The organism is Paracoccus sp. J56 (assembly GCF_019633685.1).
Classification (GTDB): Bacteria; Pseudomonadota; Alphaproteobacteria; order Rhodobacterales; family Rhodobacteraceae; genus Paracoccus; species Paracoccus kondratievae.
Window position 1 is genome coordinate 55889 of sequence record NZ_JAFL01000002.1, and the last position, 18943, is coordinate 74831.

General features: G+C 63.2%; 19 protein-coding genes. 7 read left to right on the top strand and 12 right to left on the bottom strand.

Annotated features, from left to right (window positions below; genetic code table 11):
• The first annotated feature begins 102 nt into the window (after nucleotides 1-102).
• The gene (locus M511_RS01760; RefSeq protein WP_085501200.1) at nucleotides 103-1062 is read left to right on the top strand and encodes a zinc-ribbon domain-containing protein; all 960 of its coding nucleotides are present in this window, start codon (nucleotides 103-105) and stop codon (nucleotides 1060-1062) included.
• A gap of 3 nt (nucleotides 1063-1065) precedes the next feature.
• On the opposite strand, the gene M511_RS01765 is transcribed toward M511_RS01760, so the two are convergent.
• The 5 genes from M511_RS01765 to argH form a co-directional block, all read right to left on the bottom strand.
• Nucleotides 1066-3579 (bottom strand): DUF4175 domain-containing protein, encoded by a 2514-nt coding sequence (locus tag M511_RS01765; protein WP_085501201.1) that lies wholly within the window; start codon nucleotides 3577-3579, stop codon nucleotides 1066-1068.
• A 90-nt stretch (nucleotides 3580-3669) separates the two neighbouring features.
• Nucleotides 3670-4935: a diaminopimelate decarboxylase gene (lysA, locus tag M511_RS01770; protein ID WP_085501202.1), complete on the bottom strand. Its 1266-nt coding sequence runs from the start codon at nucleotides 4933-4935 to the stop codon at nucleotides 3670-3672.
• Nucleotides 4935-5210, bottom strand: a complete 276-nt coding sequence (locus M511_RS01775; protein ID WP_085501203.1) for a DUF2834 domain-containing protein — start codon at nucleotides 5208-5210, stop codon at nucleotides 4935-4937. Before M511_RS01775 ends, lysA begins: the two co-directional genes overlap by 1 nt.
• The gene (locus M511_RS01780; RefSeq protein WP_176224497.1) at nucleotides 5191-5346 is read right to left on the bottom strand and encodes a hypothetical protein; all 156 of its coding nucleotides are present in this window, start codon (nucleotides 5344-5346) and stop codon (nucleotides 5191-5193) included. Before M511_RS01780 ends, M511_RS01775 begins: the two co-directional genes overlap by 20 nt.
• Nucleotides 5343-6752, bottom strand: a complete 1410-nt coding sequence (gene argH / locus M511_RS01785) for an argininosuccinate lyase (protein WP_085501204.1) — start codon at nucleotides 6750-6752, stop codon at nucleotides 5343-5345. The genes M511_RS01780 and argH overlap by 4 nt, the downstream gene beginning before the upstream one ends.
• A gap of 22 nt (nucleotides 6753-6774) precedes the next feature.
• On the opposite strand from argH, the gene M511_RS01790 reads away from it, so the two are divergent.
• Nucleotides 6775-7317 carry a TlpA family protein disulfide reductase gene (locus M511_RS01790; RefSeq protein WP_085501205.1) on the top strand — a complete coding sequence of 181 codons (543 nt, stop codon included), beginning with the start codon at nucleotides 6775-6777 and terminating at the stop codon, nucleotides 7315-7317.
• Here M511_RS01790 and M511_RS01795 read toward each other — a convergent pair.
• Nucleotides 7295-7879, bottom strand: coding sequence for a DNA-3-methyladenine glycosylase I (locus M511_RS01795; protein ID WP_085501206.1), 585 nt, complete (start codon nucleotides 7877-7879; stop codon nucleotides 7295-7297). The two genes, M511_RS01790 and M511_RS01795, sit on opposite strands and share 23 nt — an antisense overlap.
• 91 nt (nucleotides 7880-7970) lie before the next feature.
• On the opposite strand from M511_RS01795, the gene M511_RS01800 reads away from it, so the two are divergent.
• From M511_RS01800 to M511_RS01810, 3 genes are all read left to right on the top strand, one after another.
• Nucleotides 7971-8798, top strand: a complete 828-nt coding sequence (locus M511_RS01800; protein ID WP_010398239.1) for an EAL domain-containing protein — start codon at nucleotides 7971-7973, stop codon at nucleotides 8796-8798.
• A gap of 273 nt (nucleotides 8799-9071) precedes the next feature.
• On the top strand, nucleotides 9072-10247 hold the full coding sequence (locus tag M511_RS01805) for an acetyl-CoA C-acetyltransferase (RefSeq protein WP_085501207.1): 1176 nt from the start codon (nucleotides 9072-9074) through the stop codon (nucleotides 10245-10247).
• A 99-nt stretch (nucleotides 10248-10346) separates the two neighbouring features.
• Complete coding sequence (locus M511_RS01810; RefSeq protein WP_010398245.1) at nucleotides 10347-11072, top strand: beta-ketoacyl-ACP reductase; 726 nt, start codon at nucleotides 10347-10349, stop codon at nucleotides 11070-11072.
• A 100-nt stretch (nucleotides 11073-11172) separates the two neighbouring features.
• On the opposite strand, the gene M511_RS01815 is transcribed toward M511_RS01810, so the two are convergent.
• From M511_RS01815 to M511_RS01825, 3 genes are read right to left on the bottom strand one after another with little or no spacing between them, the layout of a single operon-like run.
• The gene (locus tag M511_RS01815) at nucleotides 11173-11337 is read right to left on the bottom strand and encodes a YdcH family protein (protein WP_010398248.1); all 165 of its coding nucleotides are present in this window, start codon (nucleotides 11335-11337) and stop codon (nucleotides 11173-11175) included.
• A 58-nt stretch (nucleotides 11338-11395) separates the two neighbouring features.
• The gene (locus M511_RS01820; RefSeq protein WP_010398251.1) at nucleotides 11396-12154 is read right to left on the bottom strand and encodes a tRNA1(Val) (adenine(37)-N6)-methyltransferase; all 759 of its coding nucleotides are present in this window, start codon (nucleotides 12152-12154) and stop codon (nucleotides 11396-11398) included.
• Nucleotides 12147-12359 carry a putative signal transducing protein gene (locus tag M511_RS01825; protein WP_010398258.1) on the bottom strand — a complete coding sequence of 71 codons (213 nt, stop codon included), beginning with the start codon at nucleotides 12357-12359 and terminating at the stop codon, nucleotides 12147-12149. The genes M511_RS01820 and M511_RS01825 overlap by 8 nt, the downstream gene beginning before the upstream one ends.
• 75 nt (nucleotides 12360-12434) lie before the next feature.
• On the opposite strand from M511_RS01825, the gene M511_RS01830 reads away from it, so the two are divergent.
• Nucleotides 12435-13436, top strand: coding sequence for a polyprenyl synthetase family protein (locus M511_RS01830; RefSeq protein WP_010398260.1), 1002 nt, complete (start codon nucleotides 12435-12437; stop codon nucleotides 13434-13436).
• A gap of 69 nt (nucleotides 13437-13505) precedes the next feature.
• On the opposite strand, the gene M511_RS01835 is transcribed toward M511_RS01830, so the two are convergent.
• The gene (locus tag M511_RS01835; protein ID WP_217809567.1) at nucleotides 13506-14951 is read right to left on the bottom strand and encodes an ammonium transporter; all 1446 of its coding nucleotides are present in this window, start codon (nucleotides 14949-14951) and stop codon (nucleotides 13506-13508) included.
• Between the two features lie 259 nt (nucleotides 14952-15210).
• Here M511_RS01835 and M511_RS01840 point away from each other — a divergent pair, with 259 nt between their 5' ends.
• Nucleotides 15211-17535: a transglycosylase domain-containing protein gene (locus tag M511_RS01840; protein WP_010398266.1), complete on the top strand. Its 2325-nt coding sequence runs from the start codon at nucleotides 15211-15213 to the stop codon at nucleotides 17533-17535.
• 55 nt (nucleotides 17536-17590) lie between these two features.
• Here the strand turns inward: M511_RS01840 and M511_RS01845 are convergent, their stop codons facing one another.
• Nucleotides 17591-18199 carry an MlaC/ttg2D family ABC transporter substrate-binding protein gene (locus M511_RS01845; protein ID WP_085501209.1) on the bottom strand — a complete coding sequence of 203 codons (609 nt, stop codon included), beginning with the start codon at nucleotides 18197-18199 and terminating at the stop codon, nucleotides 17591-17593.
• Nucleotides 18189-18920 (bottom strand): MlaA family lipoprotein, encoded by a 732-nt coding sequence (locus M511_RS01850; protein WP_085501210.1) that lies wholly within the window; start codon nucleotides 18918-18920, stop codon nucleotides 18189-18191. Before M511_RS01850 ends, M511_RS01845 begins: the two co-directional genes overlap by 11 nt.
• Between the last annotated feature and the right edge of the window lie 23 nt (nucleotides 18921-18943).

The window sequence follows — 18943 nt, forward strand, 5'->3', positions numbered from 1 at the left end:
GCTGCTTGGCGCGCGGTTCCTGGCTTGATAGAACAGTCCCGCGGCGAATGCGAGACGCCCGCATCATCGAAACAGCCCCGTCCGGAGCCGAAAGACCCGCCCATGCGCCTTACCTGCCCCCGCTGCGCGGCTCAGTACGAGATCGCGGAATCTGCCATTCCCCCTGCGGGACGCGAGGTCGAATGTTCGGCCTGCGGACATGTCTGGCGTCAGGCAAGGGCGGAAAAATCTGTGGTGAACCCTGTCCGCCCGCTGTCGGCCACGGCATCAGCGGGGGGCGATTCCGCCACCTCTGCGGTATTGAGCAGGCCGCTGGACGAATCGGTTCTGTCAATCCTGCGCGAAGAGGCTGAGCGTGAAATGCGTGCCCGCGCCACCGAACAGCGTGCCGCTGTAGCCGATCACAATCCCGCGACAGCCGAGCCTGAACCCCATCAGGAACCGCCCGCGACCGCCCCCGAGATCCCGGAAGCGGTCGAGCCGGCCAGTGACTGGCCCGCAACCACGGTGACCGGAACCGAATCTGCACCACCCGTCGACAAGCCGACGAGCCATCCAGCCGGGCAACCAGATACCCCCGCTCCCACCGAACCCGCGGAAACCATGCAGGCCGGGCCCGAACCCGACTGGCCCGACTCGATAGCCCCGGCTTTGCCCGATGCCGAAGAGCTGGCGGCGACGCTGACCCGTCCGCTTATCCAGCCCTCAGCAGCACCGGACAACGCCGAGGCCAGTTACCCGGCAAAAGATGAGGATGAGGCACCCGTATCTCTGGGCAGCCCCCTGCTTCGCCCTGCGGCAGAGATTGAGCCAGCGGCTGTAGAATCGGCACCCTCACCGCCGCGTCCTGCGCCTGTACCAGCACTGATCCCGCAGCCGCGCCGCTCTTCGGGCTATGGCGCGGGCTTTGGTCTTGCGGTGCTTCTGGCATTGGGACTTGTTGCGCTTTACGCGCTGACGCCCCGGCTGACGGCGGGCACCGAAGGCGGCATTCTGACCGAATGGCGTGAACAGGTCGATCGCGGCCGACTTTGGCTGCACGATCGCATTCTTGGCGAATAGCTCTTAAAAATTCTCCAGCAGACGGCCCAGATAATCACGCTCATCCCGCGGACGCTCTCGTTCGCCGCTGCGGCGGCGGATCTCGTCCTGCAGCTCGCGCGCCTTGCGTGAGGGGTCCGTCCCCTCGGCCAGAGGATCGCCGGTTGTGATTGAGCCACCATCGCCCGACAAGGACCGGCCCAGAGGATCGGTCTGCGGACGGCGGTCATAGGGCTGCGCCAGCCCGCGCTGACCGCGCGGATCGCCCGACGGCCCCTCGGGTCCATCCTGCTGGCCGCCCTGCTGTGGCGCGCCCTCCTGCCCCTGCTGCTGATCACGCGCCATCATGTCGCCAAGCGCGCGCATACCCTCACGCATGGATTGCAGGGCCTGCGCCTGCCCCTCCATCGCACCCCCTGCATCACCGCGACGCAAGGCATCCTCGGCCTCTTCCATCGCGCGCCCGGCCTCGTCGAGCTGACGCCGTGCCTCCTCGCCCTGAGGCGTGCCGCGACCGGGCAAAAGACCGCGCTGCCGGCCCAGGTCCTCGCGCAGCGCACGCTGACGGTCGGCAAGCGACTGGTTTTCCTGATCGCCTTGCTGGCTCTGCTGGTCCTCACCCTGCATCCATTGACCGAACTGGTTCTGCATCTGGCGCATCGCCTCGTCGGCCAGCTTCTGCTGGTCTCGCAGCGTCTCGGCCAACCGGTCCGAGGGCCGCTGACGACCACCCGAGCCGCCCTCGGACTCGGTCACGCGCATGTTCTGCATCATGCGGTTGAACTGTTCGAGCAGCTCTTGCGCCTCGGCCATACGGCCTTCGTTCATCAGGCGCTGGATCTCATCCATCATCTGCTGGATCTGGTCGCCGGTGATGGTCTGATTGTTCTGGGGTGAGCGGTCGAACCGTTCGGAAGGATCCGTGCCCTGCTGCTGCGCCAGCATATCCAGATATTCATCGGTCGCCTGTTTCAGCTCATTCATCAGGCGCTGGACCTCATCGGGGCTGGCGCCATTGCGAATCGCCTCCGATAGCCGCTCTTGCGCCTGCCGCATCCGCTCAAGCGCATCGGCAAGCCCGCCATCCTCAAGCGCCACCGCCGCATCCCACAGGACCTGCGCCAGCTTGTTGCGTGCTTCTTCGGTCAGTTCACCGGATTCGAGCGTACCGATAACGCCGTGCAGACCCTGATAAAGCTCCTGATCCATAAAGCCGTCGGGCTGCCAGCTTGCCGCACGCAGGATCTGTGCACTACGGCGCATATTCTCGCGCGACCACAGCAGATCACGCCGCACTTCGATCAACGCGGCCGCAAGCGGATCAAAAAAGCGCCGCCCGGGCAGGATCATCTGCATCGGGGCCGAGACGCCCTCTTGCGCGATCCCGTCCTCGACCTTCAGCGAGATGGTAACAGGCAGGTTCGCCCAAGGGTGGCGCGACAGGTCGCTGACCAGCCGCCCCCGGATCTCATTGCGATTGCCGCTTGCAGGCAGAGGCAGATCAAGCGCCACCGCGTCGCGCGGCTCAGGCTCAACTGCAAGGCCAAAGCGGCGATCAACCGCGGCAAGGTTCAGCGTGATCACAGCCTGCCCCGCCGCTATGCCATTGTCGTCACTGGCAGTAAAATCCTGCACCAGACGCCCGTCAGCGCGCCGTTCGGGTGCCTTGCCGGGCTGCACCTCGGGCGCAGCATCGGGCAGAACGGTCACATCGAAACGGCGGCCCGAAACCTCGATCACGCCGTCACGTTCAGCCATGAACTCTGGTGCGGCAGGGTCGCCACCCGGCACCGCAGCACCAATGTCCTGCGTGATCTCGCCCCCCTCGCCATAAAGCCGAAAGCTCAGCTTTGAACCTTTGGGCAGTTCCAGCAACTGCCCCTCGGGCAATGCGTTCAGGTAAAGCGTCGGGCGGCGGGTATAGGCTGGCGGCTCGGCCCAGCCCTCCCATGAAGGCGCGGATTCAGTCTCTGGTCGTTCGGCAAGCTGGGGGCGAAACGTCGCGCCAAGGGCAGCAAGCCCCTGTCCCAGCTGACCTGCCGGGGCAAAGATCAGCGCCATGACCAGCGCCACCATCCCGGCAAGCCGCAACCCGGCGGGATCGCGCCAGCGCAGCCGCGCATCAGGTGCGACTGGCCGCGCGGCAAGGGCAGTGGCCCGCATCCGCGCAAGATGGGCGCGCCACAGCGCATCCGCCCCCTCATCCCCGGCACCGACTGCAACGCGGTCACGCAGGGCGGACAAGGGACGTCCGGGCAGGGTAAGATCAACGCGCAGCCGCGCTGCCTCGGCCGAAGGGCGGCGAAAGCGCCAGATGCCCCAGCCCGCCGCCGCGACAACGGCCAGTGCGACAAAGCCAATAAGCCACAAAAGCGCGCGTGATGAGAAAAGATCGGTCACGCCAAAGGCCAGCGCCGCAAGCGTCAGCGCAACGATCAGCGCCAACGGCCAGAAGGCGGCGGCCAAAGCCTCCCACCACATGCCGGCGCGGGTCAAAGCGACCGCGCGCGCGATCCGGTGCTGTTCAGCTGGCGTCATTGCCCCGCCCCCTCATTCTTTCGTGGACAAATATCCCACGAAGGCCCGGGAGAGTGGACCCCCTGGCCAGAGCGGCACGGGATTGAGCGATCAGAGCCATTCCGGGATGGTATCGCGTCCCAGCATTTCCTCAAGCGTCGGTCGCGCACGGATGACGGCGAATTGATCGCCATTGACCAACACCTCGGGCACCAGCGGGCGCGAGTTGTACTCCGAGGCCATCACCGCTCCATAGGCCCCGGCCGAGCGCAGCGCCACCAGATCTGCGGGCGCCAGCGTGGGAAGCTGGGTCCCCTTCTGGAAGGTGTCCCCGGTTTCGCAAACCGGACCGACCACGTCGTAGGGCGCAACGTCGGTTCCCGGCGCAGCCTCGCGCACCGGAACGATGTCGTGATGGGCCGAATACATCGCCGGACGGATCAGATCGTTCATGGCGGCATCCAGAATCAGGAAATCCCGCCCCTCACCCTCTTTCAGATAGATGACCGAGGACAAAAGTATACCGGCATTGCCCGCGATATTGCGACCGGGCTCGATCTCGATCTCGCAGCCCAGATCGCCAACCGCATCGCGGATCACCTGTCCGTATTCGATGGGCAGAGGCGGCGCGTTATTGTCGCGGCGATAGGGAATCCCCAGCCCCCCGCCCATATCGAGTCGGGTGATCTGATGTCCGTCGGCGCGCAGCGCGCGGGTCAGGTCGGCCATTTTGGCATAGGCCTGCCGGTAAGGTTCAAGATCGGTCAGCTGGCTGCCGATATGCATGTCGAGGCCGACCACCTTTATCCCGGGCAGACGCGCGGCATTGGCATAGACTTCGCGCGCGCGGGCGATTGGAATGCCGAACTTGTTTTCCGATTTGCCGGTGGCAATCTTTTCATGCGTCCTGGCATCCACGTCGGGGTTGACACGCACGGCGATCGGCACCTCGACCCCCATCGAAACTGCAACGCGGGACAAAACCTCAAGCTCGGGCTCGGATTCGACGTTGAACTGGCGGATGCCGCCTTCCAGCGCCATGCGCATCTCGGCCTCGGTCTTGCCGACGCCTGAAAAGACGATCCGTTCGCCCGGCACGCCCGCCGCCCGCGCCCGGGCGTATTCCCCGGCCGAGACGATATCCATGCCCGCGCCCAGGTCGCCCAGAAGCTTGAGCACAGCGATATTCGAGTTCGCCTTGACCGCGAAACAGACCAGATGATCGGTCCAGTTCAGCGCCTGCTGGAACAGCCGGAAATGGCGGGTCAGCGTCGCGGTCGAATAGACATAGACCGGGGTTCCGACCTCGGCCGCGATACGGCTCAGCGACACCTCTTCGGCATGAAGCCAGCCATCGACGTAGTTAAAGTGATCCATCAGGCGATCCTGCGAGAGCGGATGAATAAATAAAGCGGCAGCGCGCAACCAAGTCCCAGCGCCAGCGCCGGCAGCGTCAGAAGCGCGATCCAGTTGCGGCGTTGCATTGTCTCGATCACACACCAGAAGGCCAGCGTAGCATGAGCGACAAGATCCGACCCCTCGGCCCCACGCCACAGCACTTCGCCCCGCCATAACGCCAGGGCCGCGCCAAAAAGCGTAAGCCCCGCCCAGACCAGCCGGACCGGTGTCAGCTCAGAGCTTCGAGACGACACCGATCTGCGCCTCTCCGCTGATATGCAGCCCCGGTTCGGGGGTGGATTCGGGCCGGGTCGGCGGGCCATCCACACCGCAGGCGGCCAGCGTGGCCAAAATCAGCGCGAACAGCGCAAACAGCAGGGGTTGCGTCATGCGATCTCTCCCAGTTTCTGCTTCCAGCGCGCGATCTGGGCGCGAACCTGCGCCGGAGCGGTGCCGCCATAGCTGGTGCGCGAGGCGACGGAATTATGCACGCCAAGCACGCCATAGATATCCGCGGTGATTGCGGGATGGACCGACTGCATCTGCTCAAGCGACAGATCGGGCAGGTCGATCCCCTGTTTCTCGGCCATGGCAACCAATGCACCCGTGACGTGATGGGCATCGCGGAAGGGCAAGCCGGCCTCGCGCACCAGCCAGTCAGCAAGATCGGTCGCGGTCGAGAAACCCGCCCCGGCAGCCGCTTCGAGCCGCTCGCGGTTCGCGGTCAGGTCCGACAGCATCCCTGTCATCGCCGCCAGCGCCAGCATCAGGTTGTCGGCGGCGTCAAAGACCTGTTCCTTATCCTCTTGCATGTCCTTGGAATAGGCCAGGGGCAGGCCCTTCATCACCACGAACAATGCCACCGCTGCGCCCAGAATGCGACCGATCTTGGCCCGGATCAGCTCGGCCGCGTCGGGGTTCTTTTTCTGCGGCATGATCGACGAGCCAGTCGAGAAACGATCCGACAGCGTGACAAAGCGGAACTGGGCCGAGGACCAGATCACCAGCTCTTCGGCCAGCCGCGACAGATGGACCGCGCAGATCGCCGAGGCCGAAAGGAACTCCAGCGCGAAATCCCGGTCGCTGACCGCATCGAGGCTGTTCGCCATCGGCCGGTCAAAGCCCAGCGCCCGCGCCGTCGCCTCGCGGTCGATGGGAAAGCTCGTCCCGGCAAGCGCCGCCGCACCAAGGGGCGATTCATTCATCCGCCGCCGCGCATCCTCAAAGCGTGACAGGTCGCGGCCGAACATCTCGACATAGGCCATCATGTGATGACCCCAGGTAACGGGCTGGGCGGTCTGCAGGTGGGTAAAGCCCGGCATCACCCAATCCGCGCCCCGCTCGGCCTGCGACAAAGCAGCGCGGATCAGCGCGCCGAGCCCCTCGATTGCCGCATCGCATTGCCCGCGCACCCACAGGCGAAAATCGGTCGCCACCTGATCATTACGCGAACGGGCCGTGTGCAGGCGGCCCGCCGGCTCTCCGATCAGCTCTTTCAGGCGTGATTCCACGTTCATGTGGATATCTTCCAGCGCGGTCGAAAAGGGAAAATCGCCCTTCTCGATCTCTGACAAGACCGTGAGCAGCCCTTCCCCGATCGCCTCGGCATCGCTAGTGCTGATGATGCCTTGCGCGGCAAGCATCGCAGCATGGGCGCGGCTGCCCCGGATGTCCTGGGCATAAAGCCGCTGGTCGAAGCCGATCGAGGCGTTGATTGCCTCCATGATCGCGTCCGGGCCTGCGGCGAAACGTCCGCCCCACATCTGGTTAGCGGTGCTGCTGGGCTGCTCGGTCATGACTTGTCCTTCGGGGGGTGAAATGCGTTGGCTGGTTCTTTATACGGCGCTGCTCTTTGGTGCAAATGCCGCTTTCGCGGGGGAAATCGACTGGCAGGCCGCCAGTGATGGCGGGCTGACCAAGCTGACCCGGACCGAGCCGGTGGCCGTGCCCGAAACCACCTTTACCGACCCCGAGGGCGGCACCCACAGCCTTGCCGACTGGAAAGGCAAAGTGGTGCTGTTGAATTTTTGGGCGACCTGGTGCGCGCCTTGCCGCGAAGAGATGCCTTCGCTGGACGCGTTGCAGGCCGAAATGGGCGGCGAGGATTTCGAGGTCGTCGCCATCGCCGCGGGCCACAACCCACCGCCAGCCGTGCGCAAGTTTCTGGATGAGGAAAACATCACCAACCTGCCCGTGCGCCTGGACCCGCGCCAACAGCTTGCGCGCCAAATGGGTGTGATGGGTATGCCGGTAACGGTACTGATCGACCGCGACGGCAATGAAATAGCGCGACTGATCGGCGGGGCGGACTGGTCGTCCGACACCGCCAAAGAGCTGATCAGGCAGGCGATAGCGCCTTGATCCGGGCGTGGCAGGGACAGCCTGTCATGTGATCGTTGACCAGCCCGCAGGCCTGCATGAAGGCATAGGTGATCACCGGTCCGCAAAAGTTGAAACCACGCTTTTTCAACGCCTTGGACATCGCCTCTGATTCCGCGGTCTTGACGGGCACATCGCTCATGGCGGCGAAATGGTTCTGGATCGGCCGCCCGCCGACAAAGGACCAGATAAAGGGCGAAAACCCCTCGCCTTCCTCAATCTCAAGAAACAGCCGCGCGCTTTTGACCGCCGCCTCGATCTTGCCGCGATGGCGGATGATGCCGGGGTTTTGCAGAGCGCGGGCGATCTCGGCCTCTTCCCAGACGGCGACACGCTCAGGGTCAAATCCCTCGAAAACCTCGCGAAAAGTCTCGCGCTTGCGCAGGATGGTGATCCAGCTCAGCCCGGCCTGAAAACCGTCCAGCACCAGCTTTTCCCACAATGCCCGCGAATCATATTCGGGCACGCCCCATTCGTGGTCGTGATAGGCGACATATAGCGGGTCTGACCCGCACCAGGCACAGCGTTTGATCACATCAGGCAAGGAAACGTTAACCTCGAATTGAGAAAGCAGACAGAGTTTACGCGATGTTAGGACATCATCGCCAGAGTTCCGACAATGACAGGAGCTTGGCATGACCGACAATACCGATTCACTTCAGAAGGCGGACTCTCCGCTGGATTTCATTGTCAATGAACAATCGCGGGTGACGATGGCCTCCGTACGACGGGCGGTATCGCGCGGGGATGGGGTTCTGGCCTTTCAGCCGGTGGTGCGGGCCGACAGTCCCGACCGCGCCGCCTTTCACGAAGGGCTGATCCGAATCATCGACGAAACCGGTCGGATCGTGCCGCTAAGGGATTTCATGCCACTGGCGGAAACCACTGAACTGGGACGTCAGATCGACTGCCTGTCCCTGTCTTTGGGGCTAAAATCGCTTGCACAGGAACCCTCTTTGCGGCTGTCGATCAACATGTCGGCGCGCTCGATCGGCTATTCTCCATGGCTGCGCATCCTGCAACAGGGCCTTGCCGGTAACGACAGCATCGGTGAACGGCTGATCCTTGAGATCACCGAAAGCTCGGCCATGGGCCTGCCTGAACCGGTCGATCGCTTCATGCACGAACTTCAATCGCACGGTGTCAGTTTTGCCCTGGACGATTTTGGCGCGGGCTATACCTCGTTCCGCTACCTGCGGGATTTCTGTTTCGACATGATCAAGATCGACGGGCAGTTTATCCGCGACATCGCCCAGACACGTGACAATCAGGTGCTGGCACGGGCGCTGCAATCCATCGCGCGCCATTTTGACATGTTCACCGTCGCAGAATCGGTCGAGACAGCCGAAGATGCGGCCTTCCTGATCGAAATGGGGGTCGATTGCCTGCAAGGGTATTATTTCGGCGCGCCAACCATCGTGCCGCCGTGGAAATCCCCCGGCACACAGGCGCATCGCAAATAGGGCAGCGCCAGTCAGTTGAAAGGGCCGCACAATAATCGCGCCCTGCTCTCGTCCGCGTTTCGCCCTGCCAGCACCCCACGCCTTCCCGGTCGCAGCCCGAAACCCGCCCCTGCGCGATCCGCCAAGCAGCGCTGCCCGGTCGGCAAGACACCGAACCATCTGACAATGCGCCGGGCCGTTGCTGCAGCGCGGAGTTCGCTTGACCTTGAGTAACGAAACAGGAAACAGTTTGGCTGTAACCGATTGTCCCGGCCATCAGCGAAGGAGCCTGTCATGACCAAAGCCGTAATTGTTTCCGCAGCCCGCACACCCGTCGGAAGCTTTCTGGGATCCTTTGCGAACATCCCCGCGCATGAGCTGGGTGCCATTGTGCTGAAAGCCGTGGTCGAACGCGCAGGCGTCGATCCGGCCGAAATTTCGGAAACCATTTTCGGCCAGGTGCTGACCGCCGGTCAGGGTCAGAACCCCGCCCGTCAGGCGCATATCAAGGCTGGCTTCCCGCAAGAATCCGCCGCCTGGACGATCAACCAGGTCTGCGGTTCTGGCCTGCGTTCGGTCGCGCTGGCGGCACAGCAGGTGATCCTTGGCGATGCCACCGTCGTTGCAGCAGGCGGGCAAGAGTCGATGTCGCTTGCCCCCCATGCCGCCTTTATCCGCGCCGGGCAGAAAATGGGCGACATGAAAATGCTCGACACGATGATCAAGGATGGGCTCTGGGACGCTTTCCACGATTATCACATGGGCACCACGGCCGAGAATGTGGCTGCGAAATGGGGCATCACGCGCGAAGCGCAGGACGAATTCGCGGTCAATTCGCAAAACAAGGCCGAAGCCGCGCAAAAAGCCGGAAAGTTCGCCGATGAAATCGTGCCGGTGACGATCAAGACCCGGAAAGGCGACACGGTAACTGATGCCGATGAATACATCCGCCACGGCGCAACACTGGATGCGATGCAAAAGCTTCGCCCCGCCTTTAGCAAAGAGGGCACGGTTACCGCAGGCAACGCCTCGGGTCTGAATGACGGCGCGGCCGCTGTGCTGGTGATGACCGAGGAAGAGGCCGCGCGCCGTGGTCTGACGCCGCTCGCCCGCATCGCCTCTTATGCGACAGCCGGCGTCGATCCGCAGATCATGGGCACCGGTCCGATCCCCGCCAGCCGCAAGGCTTTGGAAAAGGCCGGCTGGTCGGTTGGCGATCTGGATCTGGTCGAGGCGAACGAAGCCTTTGCCGCTCAGGCACTTGCCGTGAACCGCGACATGGGCTGGGATCCGGCCATCGTCAACGTGAACGGCGGCGCCATCGCCATCGGCCACCCGATCGGTGCTTCGGGCTGCCGCATCCTGAACACGCTGCTTTTCGAAATGAAGCGCCGCGATGCAAAGAAAGGCCTTGCCACGCTGTGCATAGGCGGCGGCATGGGCGTTGCCCTGTGTCTTGAGCGTCCCTGACCGTCAGGAAGTCACGCAAAAGGTGTGCGCAACTATCTTGCGCACACCAGCCTTGTTCGGTAACACAATTTCAAGACCATTTTCAGAGGGGGACGAAAAATGGCAAAAGTGGCCCTTGTTACCGGTGGTTCGCGCGGTATTGGCGCGGCAATTTCAAAGGCGCTGAAGGAGGCAGGCTATATTGTTGCGGCAAACTATGCTGGCAATGACGACGCCGCCCGCACCTTTACTGAAGAAACCGGTATCAAGACCTACAAATGGTCGGTGGCGGATTACGACGCCTGCGCCGCAGGCATCAAACAGGTCGAGGAGGAGCTTGGCCCCATCGCGGTACTGGTCAATAACGCCGGGATCACGCGTGACGCGATGTTTCACAAAATGACCCAGCAGCAGTGGAAAGAGGTAATCGACACCAACTTGACCGGTCTTTTCAACATGACCCATCCGGTCTGGTCCGGGATGCGTGACCGCAAGTTCGGCCGCATCGTCAACATCAGCTCGATCAATGGTCAGAAAGGGCAGGCAGGGCAGGCGAATTATTCCGCCGCCAAAGCGGGCGACATCGGCTTTACCAAGGCACTGGCGCAAGAGGGCGCGCGTGCCGGGATCACCGTAAATGCGATCTGCCCGGGCTATATCGGCACCGAGATGGTCCGCGCCATCGACGAAAAAGTCCTGAATGAGCGCATCATCCCCCAGATCCCGGTCGGTCGTCTGGGCGAACCGGAAGAGATCGCCCGCTGCGTTGTCTTCCTGGCCTCGGATGACGCGGGATTTATCACCGGCGCGACCATCAGCGCCAATGGCGGACAGTATTTCTCCTGATACGCGGTCCTGAAAAGGCAACGGCCCACGAAATCTCGTGGGCCGTTTCTTATTTCGCTGGTTATGCCTGGGGCCGGTTCCCCCGTCCCGTGTCGCTGAATCAATGCGACAGGCGAGAAATCTCTTCCTTGAGGCGAAGTTTTTCCTTCTTCATCCGGGCGATGATGAGGTCATCCATGCCGGGGCTGCGATGCGCGGCCTCGATAGCGTCCGACAGCGACTGATGTTTGCGGCGAAGCTCCTGCACATGGGATTCAACCGACATTTCGTCCTCCTCTTGGATTGATCGAACCAGAGGATTGCAACACAGAATCGTCACATTGTCACCGAAAATTCGGCACCCCGAGCGAAAGTGCCGCACCCCCGCGTAAAACCGCCTGTGCGGCCTCGGTCAGGTCCTCTTCATCGGCGGAATGTAACGGTTTTGCATGCATGACAAAGGGTGGCAGCAGGCGCAGCGGCGCCCGCGCGCCCTTACGGGCCAGAACAATAACACGCCCCGCCTCGCGCCCCTCACGCGCCGCGACCGGCAGCACAGTGATCGCCCCCGCCGCCCCTCCCAGCGCCGAGAGAATCACCGCCAGCCGATCCGCCCGCTGGATCAGGGTGATCCACCCCCCCGGCTGCAGCCGGCGCAGCCCGGCCGCAATCCACAGCCCAAGCGGCGTTTCTTCGTGCCGGGCGCGGCTGCGGCCCGCATCAGGCGCCAAGGTGCCATCGGTGAAATAGGGCGGGTTGGCGATGACGTGATCAAAACTCTGGCTGCGCAGGGCGGTTGGCATCTGCGCCAGATCGCCCTGATGCACCTCAAGCGCAAAGCCGTTTGCTGTGGCATTCTGCGCTGCAAGCTCGGCATAGGCAGGTTGCAGCTCTAACCCGGCAAGCCGCAAACCTGGCACCCGCGCGCCAAGACACAGGATCGCCGCCCCTGCCCCACAGCCCAGTTCAAGCACCGATTCGCCCGCACGCGCCGGACAGGCAGCGGCCAGCATCACCGCATCCGCCCCGGCGCGATAACCGCGCATGGGCTGGCGGATGCGCAGCCGCCCACCAAGAAAGCCGTCCTCTCGCAGTTCAGTCATGATGGATGCGATTGTCCCGCAGGATCGCCCGCGCCATGAACAGGTCACGGTCCGCCACCATCAGCCGCCGGGGCAGGATGCCGAGCGATCCTTCAAGCACGCTCATGTGCTGGTCCAACGGAAAGGACTGGATCCCCTCGGCCGCCAAAAGGTCGGCGGCGCGGGTGATCAGCAGCGGATCGGTGGTGCGCAGAAGCTCTTTCATGACCCCGGAAAGCTACGCCCCTGTTGCGAATGTGTCCATGGCGTGGCAATGGCTTGCGACGAAAGGGGATCGCTGATGGGCATGAACGAAAACGTTTCCAAGCCGCTGGACCGGCTTTCGGCCGAACTCGCCGGGGATATGGAACGGGTCAATGCGTTGATCCGGTCACGCATGGCAAGCCGTCACGCCCCCCGCATCCCCGAGGTCACCGCCCATCTGGTCGAGGCGGGCGGCAAGCGGCTGCGGCCGATGCTGGTGCTCGCAGCTTCACGGCTGTGCGGATACGAGGGTGAGGCGCATGTGCTGCTGGCCGCCGCCGTCGAATTCATCCACACCGCCACGCTTTTGCATGACGATGTGGTCGACGAAAGCGAGCAGCGCCGCGGTCGCCCGACTGCGAACCTTTTGTGGGACAACAAGTCCAGCGTTCTGGTCGGGGATTACCTTTTCGCCCGCAGCTTTCAGTTGATGGCCGAAACCGGCAGCATGGAGGTCATGCATATCCTGTCGAACGCCAGCGCCACCATCGCCGAGGGCGAGGTGTTGCAGCTGACGGCCGCGCAGGACATCACGACCACCGAGGACACCTATATCCAGATCGTGCGCGGCAAGACTGCGGCGCTGTTCTCGGCCGCGACCGAGGCAGGCGCGGTGGTCGCCCACGCCGATAAGACGGTGCAGCAGGCGCTGTTCGGCTATGGCGACGCGCTGGGGATCGCCTTTCAGATCGTCGATGACCTGCTGGACTACAGCGGCTCCTCGACCACCATCGGCAAGAACGTCGGCGACGACTTCCGCGAACGCAAGCTGACCCTGCCGGTGATCAAGGCCATTGCCCGCGCCGATGCGACTGAGCGCGCCTTTTGGGAACGCACGATCGGCAAGGGCCAGCAGGACGAGGCCGATCTGACCACCGCGCTGGAGATCCTGCACCGGCGCGAGGCGCTGGATGCATCGCGCGCCGATGCCATCGCCTGGGCGGAACGGGCCAAAACAGCACTGCTGGCCACACCGGATCAGCCACTGCGCCAGATCCTTTCCGACCTTGCGGATTTCGTGGTCTCGCGGCTGTCCTGAGCGCCCGCCATCCACACATGAAAAAGCCCGGCTTTATGCCGGGCTTTTCCTTTGCCTGATGATGCTGCCTTAGCTGTTGTAGGCGCTTTCGCCGTGGGTGGTGACGTCCAGACCCTGACGTTCGTCGCTGTCCGAGACGCGCAGGCCGATCAGCGCCTTGACGATCATCAGCGCGATGAACGAAGCAACCGCCGACCAGATCACCGCCACGATCACACCCAGCGTCTGGGTGGTAACCTGACCGAACATGTCATAGCTCGCCGCGACCGACTCCGTGGCATAATCGTAGATGCCCGACCCACCCAGCGACGGGGCAGCAAAGACCCCCGTCAGGATCGCGCCGACAATGCCGCCGACCCCGTGGATGCCAAAGACATCAAGGCTTTCGTCGATGCCCAGCCTGGCTTTCAGGCTGATGACGAACCACATGCAGATAAAGCCCGCAGCCAGACCGATGACAATGGCGCCCATGGGGCCAACGAAACCAGCCGCCGGAGTGATGCCAACCAGACCGGCAATCGCCCCCGAAACGCCGCCCAGCAGCGAGGGATGACCGCGGAACAGCCACTCACCAAAGGCCCAGGCCAGCGCAGCGGCGGCGGTCGCGACCGTGGTGTTCAGGATCGCCATGGCAGCGGTGCCGGTGGCCTCCATGTTCGAGCCAGCGTTGAAGCCGAACCAGCCGATCCACAGCAGGCAGCCGCCAAGGAAGGTAAAGGGCAGGTTATGCGGGGCCATCAGCTCGCGGCCATAACCAAGGCGGGGACCGACGACCAGCGCAGCGACCAGACCAGCGACGCCAGCGTTGATGTGGATGACGGTGCCGCCGGCAAAGTCCAGATCGCCATGGCCGAACAGATAGCCGCCGGGCGCGTCATAGGCCGAGGGGCCGCCCCACCACCAGACCATATGGGCCATAGGCAGGTAAGAGATAAAGAACCAGATCACCACAAAGGCCAGCACCGCCTGGAACTTCATCCGCTCGACCGTGGCGCCGACGATCAGCGCCGGGGCGATACAGGCAAAGGCCATCTGGAAGATGATGAAGACATATTCCGGCACATAGACATTGGTGGTGAAGGTCTCGGCCAGCGATGAGGTATCAACCCCGGCAAGGAACGCCTTCGAAAGACCGCCGATAAAGGGGGTCAGCCAGGTCGCCTCTTCGGCCGAGCCTGCACCGGTGAAGGCCAGCGAATAGCCAAAGCAGACCCACAGGATCGACATGATGCAGAAGATCGTAAAGACCTGCATCAGCACCGACAGCATGTTCCGCGCCCGGACCAGACCGCCATAGAACAGCGCCAGCCCCGGAATGGACATGGCCATGACCAGAATGGCCGAAACCATCATCCAGGTCGTGTCACCCTTGTCGACGATGGGCGCGACGGTCTCGACCACGGCTTCTACAGTGCCGGCGGGGGCCGCAGCCTCTTGCGCAAGGGCCGGCACCGCCAGCCCGATAAGCGGGAGGGCAAGCGCCGGGATCATGGGTTTGATCGCGGTAGGTCTCATCATGTTTCCTGCACCTTCTTTCTGCGTTGCAGCAGTTCCATGTCCCGGTCAGAAAACCCGCCCCTGCCCCGCTGGCACAAGGTTTGTGCAGCTTTCGGCCGAGCCCGCGCCTCGACTGCCCGAATTTAGGGCATCAACGCCGGGTTCTGCGCCATGTCGCGGCAGTTCACTGATAGGTCATCGCGGTTCTCAAGGCGCGGGCTTTCATGTATCTTGCGCAGCTACAGGCCGGACTACTCGGCTGGGCAGGAAAGCAGGCATGAAGACACCGACCGGCAGGGGCCGCATTGTCGCGGACAAGCGCAATTTCGACCAAGCCCCTCAGAAAACGCAGAAACAGCCCCCACGTCGTTCCGGAAAGCCGCCCAAAAGGCCGCGCCGGGGCAATGTGGTGACGCGCGGAATCGCCGGATTCGTTTTGCTGATCTGGCGGGTAATCTGGGGCTCGTTCTGGCGGCTTGGCCTGACGGTGGCGCTGATTCTCTTTGCCGCAAGCTTTTACTACTACACGACGCTGCCCGAACCTGCGGCGCTTTTCGACGGTCGTGCCCGCGGCTCGGTCACCATGCAGGACAGCGAAGGCCGGGTGTTCGCCTGGCGTGGTGAAACTTTTGGCATGGTCAGCGCCGACAAGATCGCCCCGGTCCTGAAGGACGCGGTGGTTGCGACCGAGGACAAGCGATTCTACCGCCACCTTGGCGTCGATCCGCGCGGTATTGCCAGCGCAATCAAGATCAACATGTCCGAAGGACGCGGCCCGCTTGAAGGCAACGGCGGCTCGACCATCACGCAGCAGGTCGCCAAGCTTTTGTGCCTTGGCGAGACCTTTGACCCGATCCGCTGGAAATCCGAAGCCGACTTCGAGGCCGAATGCCGCAAATCCTCGATCTGGCGCAAGATCAAGGAAGTGCCCTACGCGCTGGCGATGGAGGCGAAATACTCGAAAGAGGATATCCTCAACATCTATATGAACCGCTCATACCTCGGGGCGGGCGCGCGCGGTTTCGAGGCGGCAGCACAGCGCTATTTCGACAAATCAGCAGCTCAGGTTAACGCCGCCGAGGCAGCAATGCTTGCCGGCCTGCTCAAGGCACCAAGCTATTTCGCGCCGACCTCGAACCTGCAAAGGGCGCAGGACAGGGCAACGGTCATCCTTGGGCTGATGCATGAACAGGGCTATCTGGACGACAAATCCTATGCCGAGGCCAAGGCCAGTCCGGCTGCGCTTTCCAAGGCGGCTGCGGCGCGGGCGGGCGGTTACTTTGCCGACTGGGTGATGGAATCCGGCCCCGGCTTCCTGACCAGCGAAACGACCGAGGATGTCACTATCAAGACCACCTTCGACCAGCGTGTGCAACGCGCGGCCGAACGGGCGCTGAAGCGCATCTTTGACGAAAAGGTGGCACCGGGGTCGAAGGCACAGGCGGCGGTGGTCGTGATGTCGCCCGACGGCGCGGTGCGTGCCATGATCGGCGGGCGCGACAATACCGCGACCGGCACCTTTAACCGGGCAACGCAGGCCAAGCGCCAGACCGGCTCCAGCTTCAAACCCTTTGTCTATGCCGCCGCGCTGGATCAGGGGTATAGCCCGAACGACACCGTTCTGGACGCGCCGCTTACCATCAACGTGCGCGGCTCGGGCCCGTGGTCGCCTCAGAACTATACGCGCCGCTATCTCGGCGAAGTGACGCTGACCCGCGCCCTGTCGCAGTCGCTGAACACCGCGACGATCCGCCTTCAGGAAATCGTCGGCCGTGATGCGGTACGCCGCGTAGCGCAGGACTTTGGCTTCTCGAACGATCTGGCCAGCGGCCCGTCGCTGGGCCTTGGGGTGTCAGAATCGACCCTGCTGGCCATGACCGGCGCCTATGCCGGCATCCGCAATGGAGGTACTGCCGTCAGCCCCTACGGTCTGGTTGAACTGCGCATCAAGGGTGACGATCAGGCGCTGATCGGTCAGGTCGGCGGCATGGGCCAGCGCGTGATCTCACAAAAGGCAGCGCGTGAGCTGATCGGCATGATGCAGCAGGTGATCGAAAACGGCACCGGCGGCAGGGCGCGGCTTGCAGGACGACCGGCTGCAGGCAAGACCGGCACGACCTCAAGCTATCGCGACGCATGGTTCATCGGCTTTACCGGCCAATATGTGACCGGCGTCTGGATGGGTTATGACGACAACACTCCGCTCAAGGGCGTGACGGGTGGCGGGCTGCCGGCCGAGGTCTGGCAGGCCGTCATGAACGAGATCCACGAGGGCTTGCCCGTCGAGCCGCTGGGTAACTTCGCCTTTGACCCGGATAGCGCAGTGCCGCAGGTGGTCAGCACCACGGGCGACGGCGCAGCCGATCCGCTTGCCGCCGCGCTGTCCGAGGCGCTTGGCCAACCCTCGCCGCAAGCTCAGACAGCACCTGTCGAGGGCGGCCAGGCCCTGCCCGACCCTGCGGCGGGTGGTGGTGTGCCGACCTTCCCGGCTCAGACCGTGACTTCGAATCCCGAAGCCGCGCCACCTGCGCCCGCCGATGGCGGCGCAGATGATCCGCTGACCCAGGCGCTGCGAAATATCGAGGGCGTCTATCAGGAGTAACGACAAAGGCCGGCCCTAAGGGACCGGCCTTTAACTTGCGATGGGCCTACCTGCCTTATCCCGCCTGCTGCAGATCGGCGGTCAGCGCCGCGATATCGCCCTTGCGCCGCGCAAGCATCGCCCCGATCTCGGCCCGTTCCGAGGCGAGCATGTTCACCCCCTCGATGATGATGTTGAAATAGCGGCTCTGCCCGGACTTGTCCGAAACGTGCCATTCAACCTCCATCGGGCTGCGTCCCTTAAGATAAGCGACCGAGGTCACGGCATAGAATGACTTTACCGGCCGCGCGCCCGTCACCTCGATCTCTGAGCCGATGAATTCGCGGAAGCGCTTGCCGTATTTACGGCCGATATAACCCTGAAACGCCTGTTTATAGGCGGCAAACCCGGCCGCACCCGCCTGCCGCGCCGCCGGACCCAACGCGGAACGCGCAATGATGTCCACATCGGCATAGCGGGCAAAGATCGCCTCAAACGCCTTGAACATCTGCGCCGGAGGCTGACCCGAGTTGATGACCGTATAGACCTCGTCCAAAGATTTCTCGATCAGCGCCCGCGCCTCGTCGGTATCCAGCGCCCAAGCCGGCTGAGCGACAAGTGCCAGCCCCGCGCCGATCAGGCCCAGAAAACCGCGCCGGTTATGGCGCCGGAACTCATTCGGCATAAGGGTCAATATTCTCTCCTTCTTCGCCCAGTTCATGGCGGCGATGCTGCAACCAGATCAGCCGCGTCTGGGCATAACTATCCGCGCTTTCATACAGGATGGAATCGACGGAATCGCTAAAACGCCCTCGTTCACCGGCTTTTGAGGCCGCGCGCGCGCCCATCCCGATCAGATACTGGTCCCGGTTCAGCCATCCGCGCATCGGATCAATCACCAGATCGACGACGCGGCCCACCGCATCACGTTCAGTCGAGGGGCCAATCAGTGGCAGTTCAAGATAAGCACCCTCACCCACGCCCCAGGCAGCCAGTGTCTGGCCGAAATCGGTATCCTCTTCCGGCAGGGCGAAATCTTTGCCGGCTGGGTCAAGCAGTCCCGCAAATCCCAACGTCGAGTTCACCAAAAACCGAAAGGTCGTGCGCACCGCTGGCGCAGGCTTGCCCTGTAAAAGATGGTTCACCGCCGTGCCCGGCAATGCAAGGTTCGAGCCGAAATTTCCTGCGGCCTCAACTACATGGCTGCCGATACCCTTGCCATCTTTGCCCGACACGCCAGAACTCAGCGGCTTGACGACGCGCGAGTCGACCGCCCGGTTAAAGGCGTGAACCTTGCGGTTCATCGGCTCGTAAGGATCATGGATGCCGTCGCCGTCCCGATCCGCTGAACAGCCCCCCGCCAGAGCGGCTGCAAAAAAAGCGATCAGATGATACCTGGCAATCAATTGCTAACCTGCTGCTGATAGGT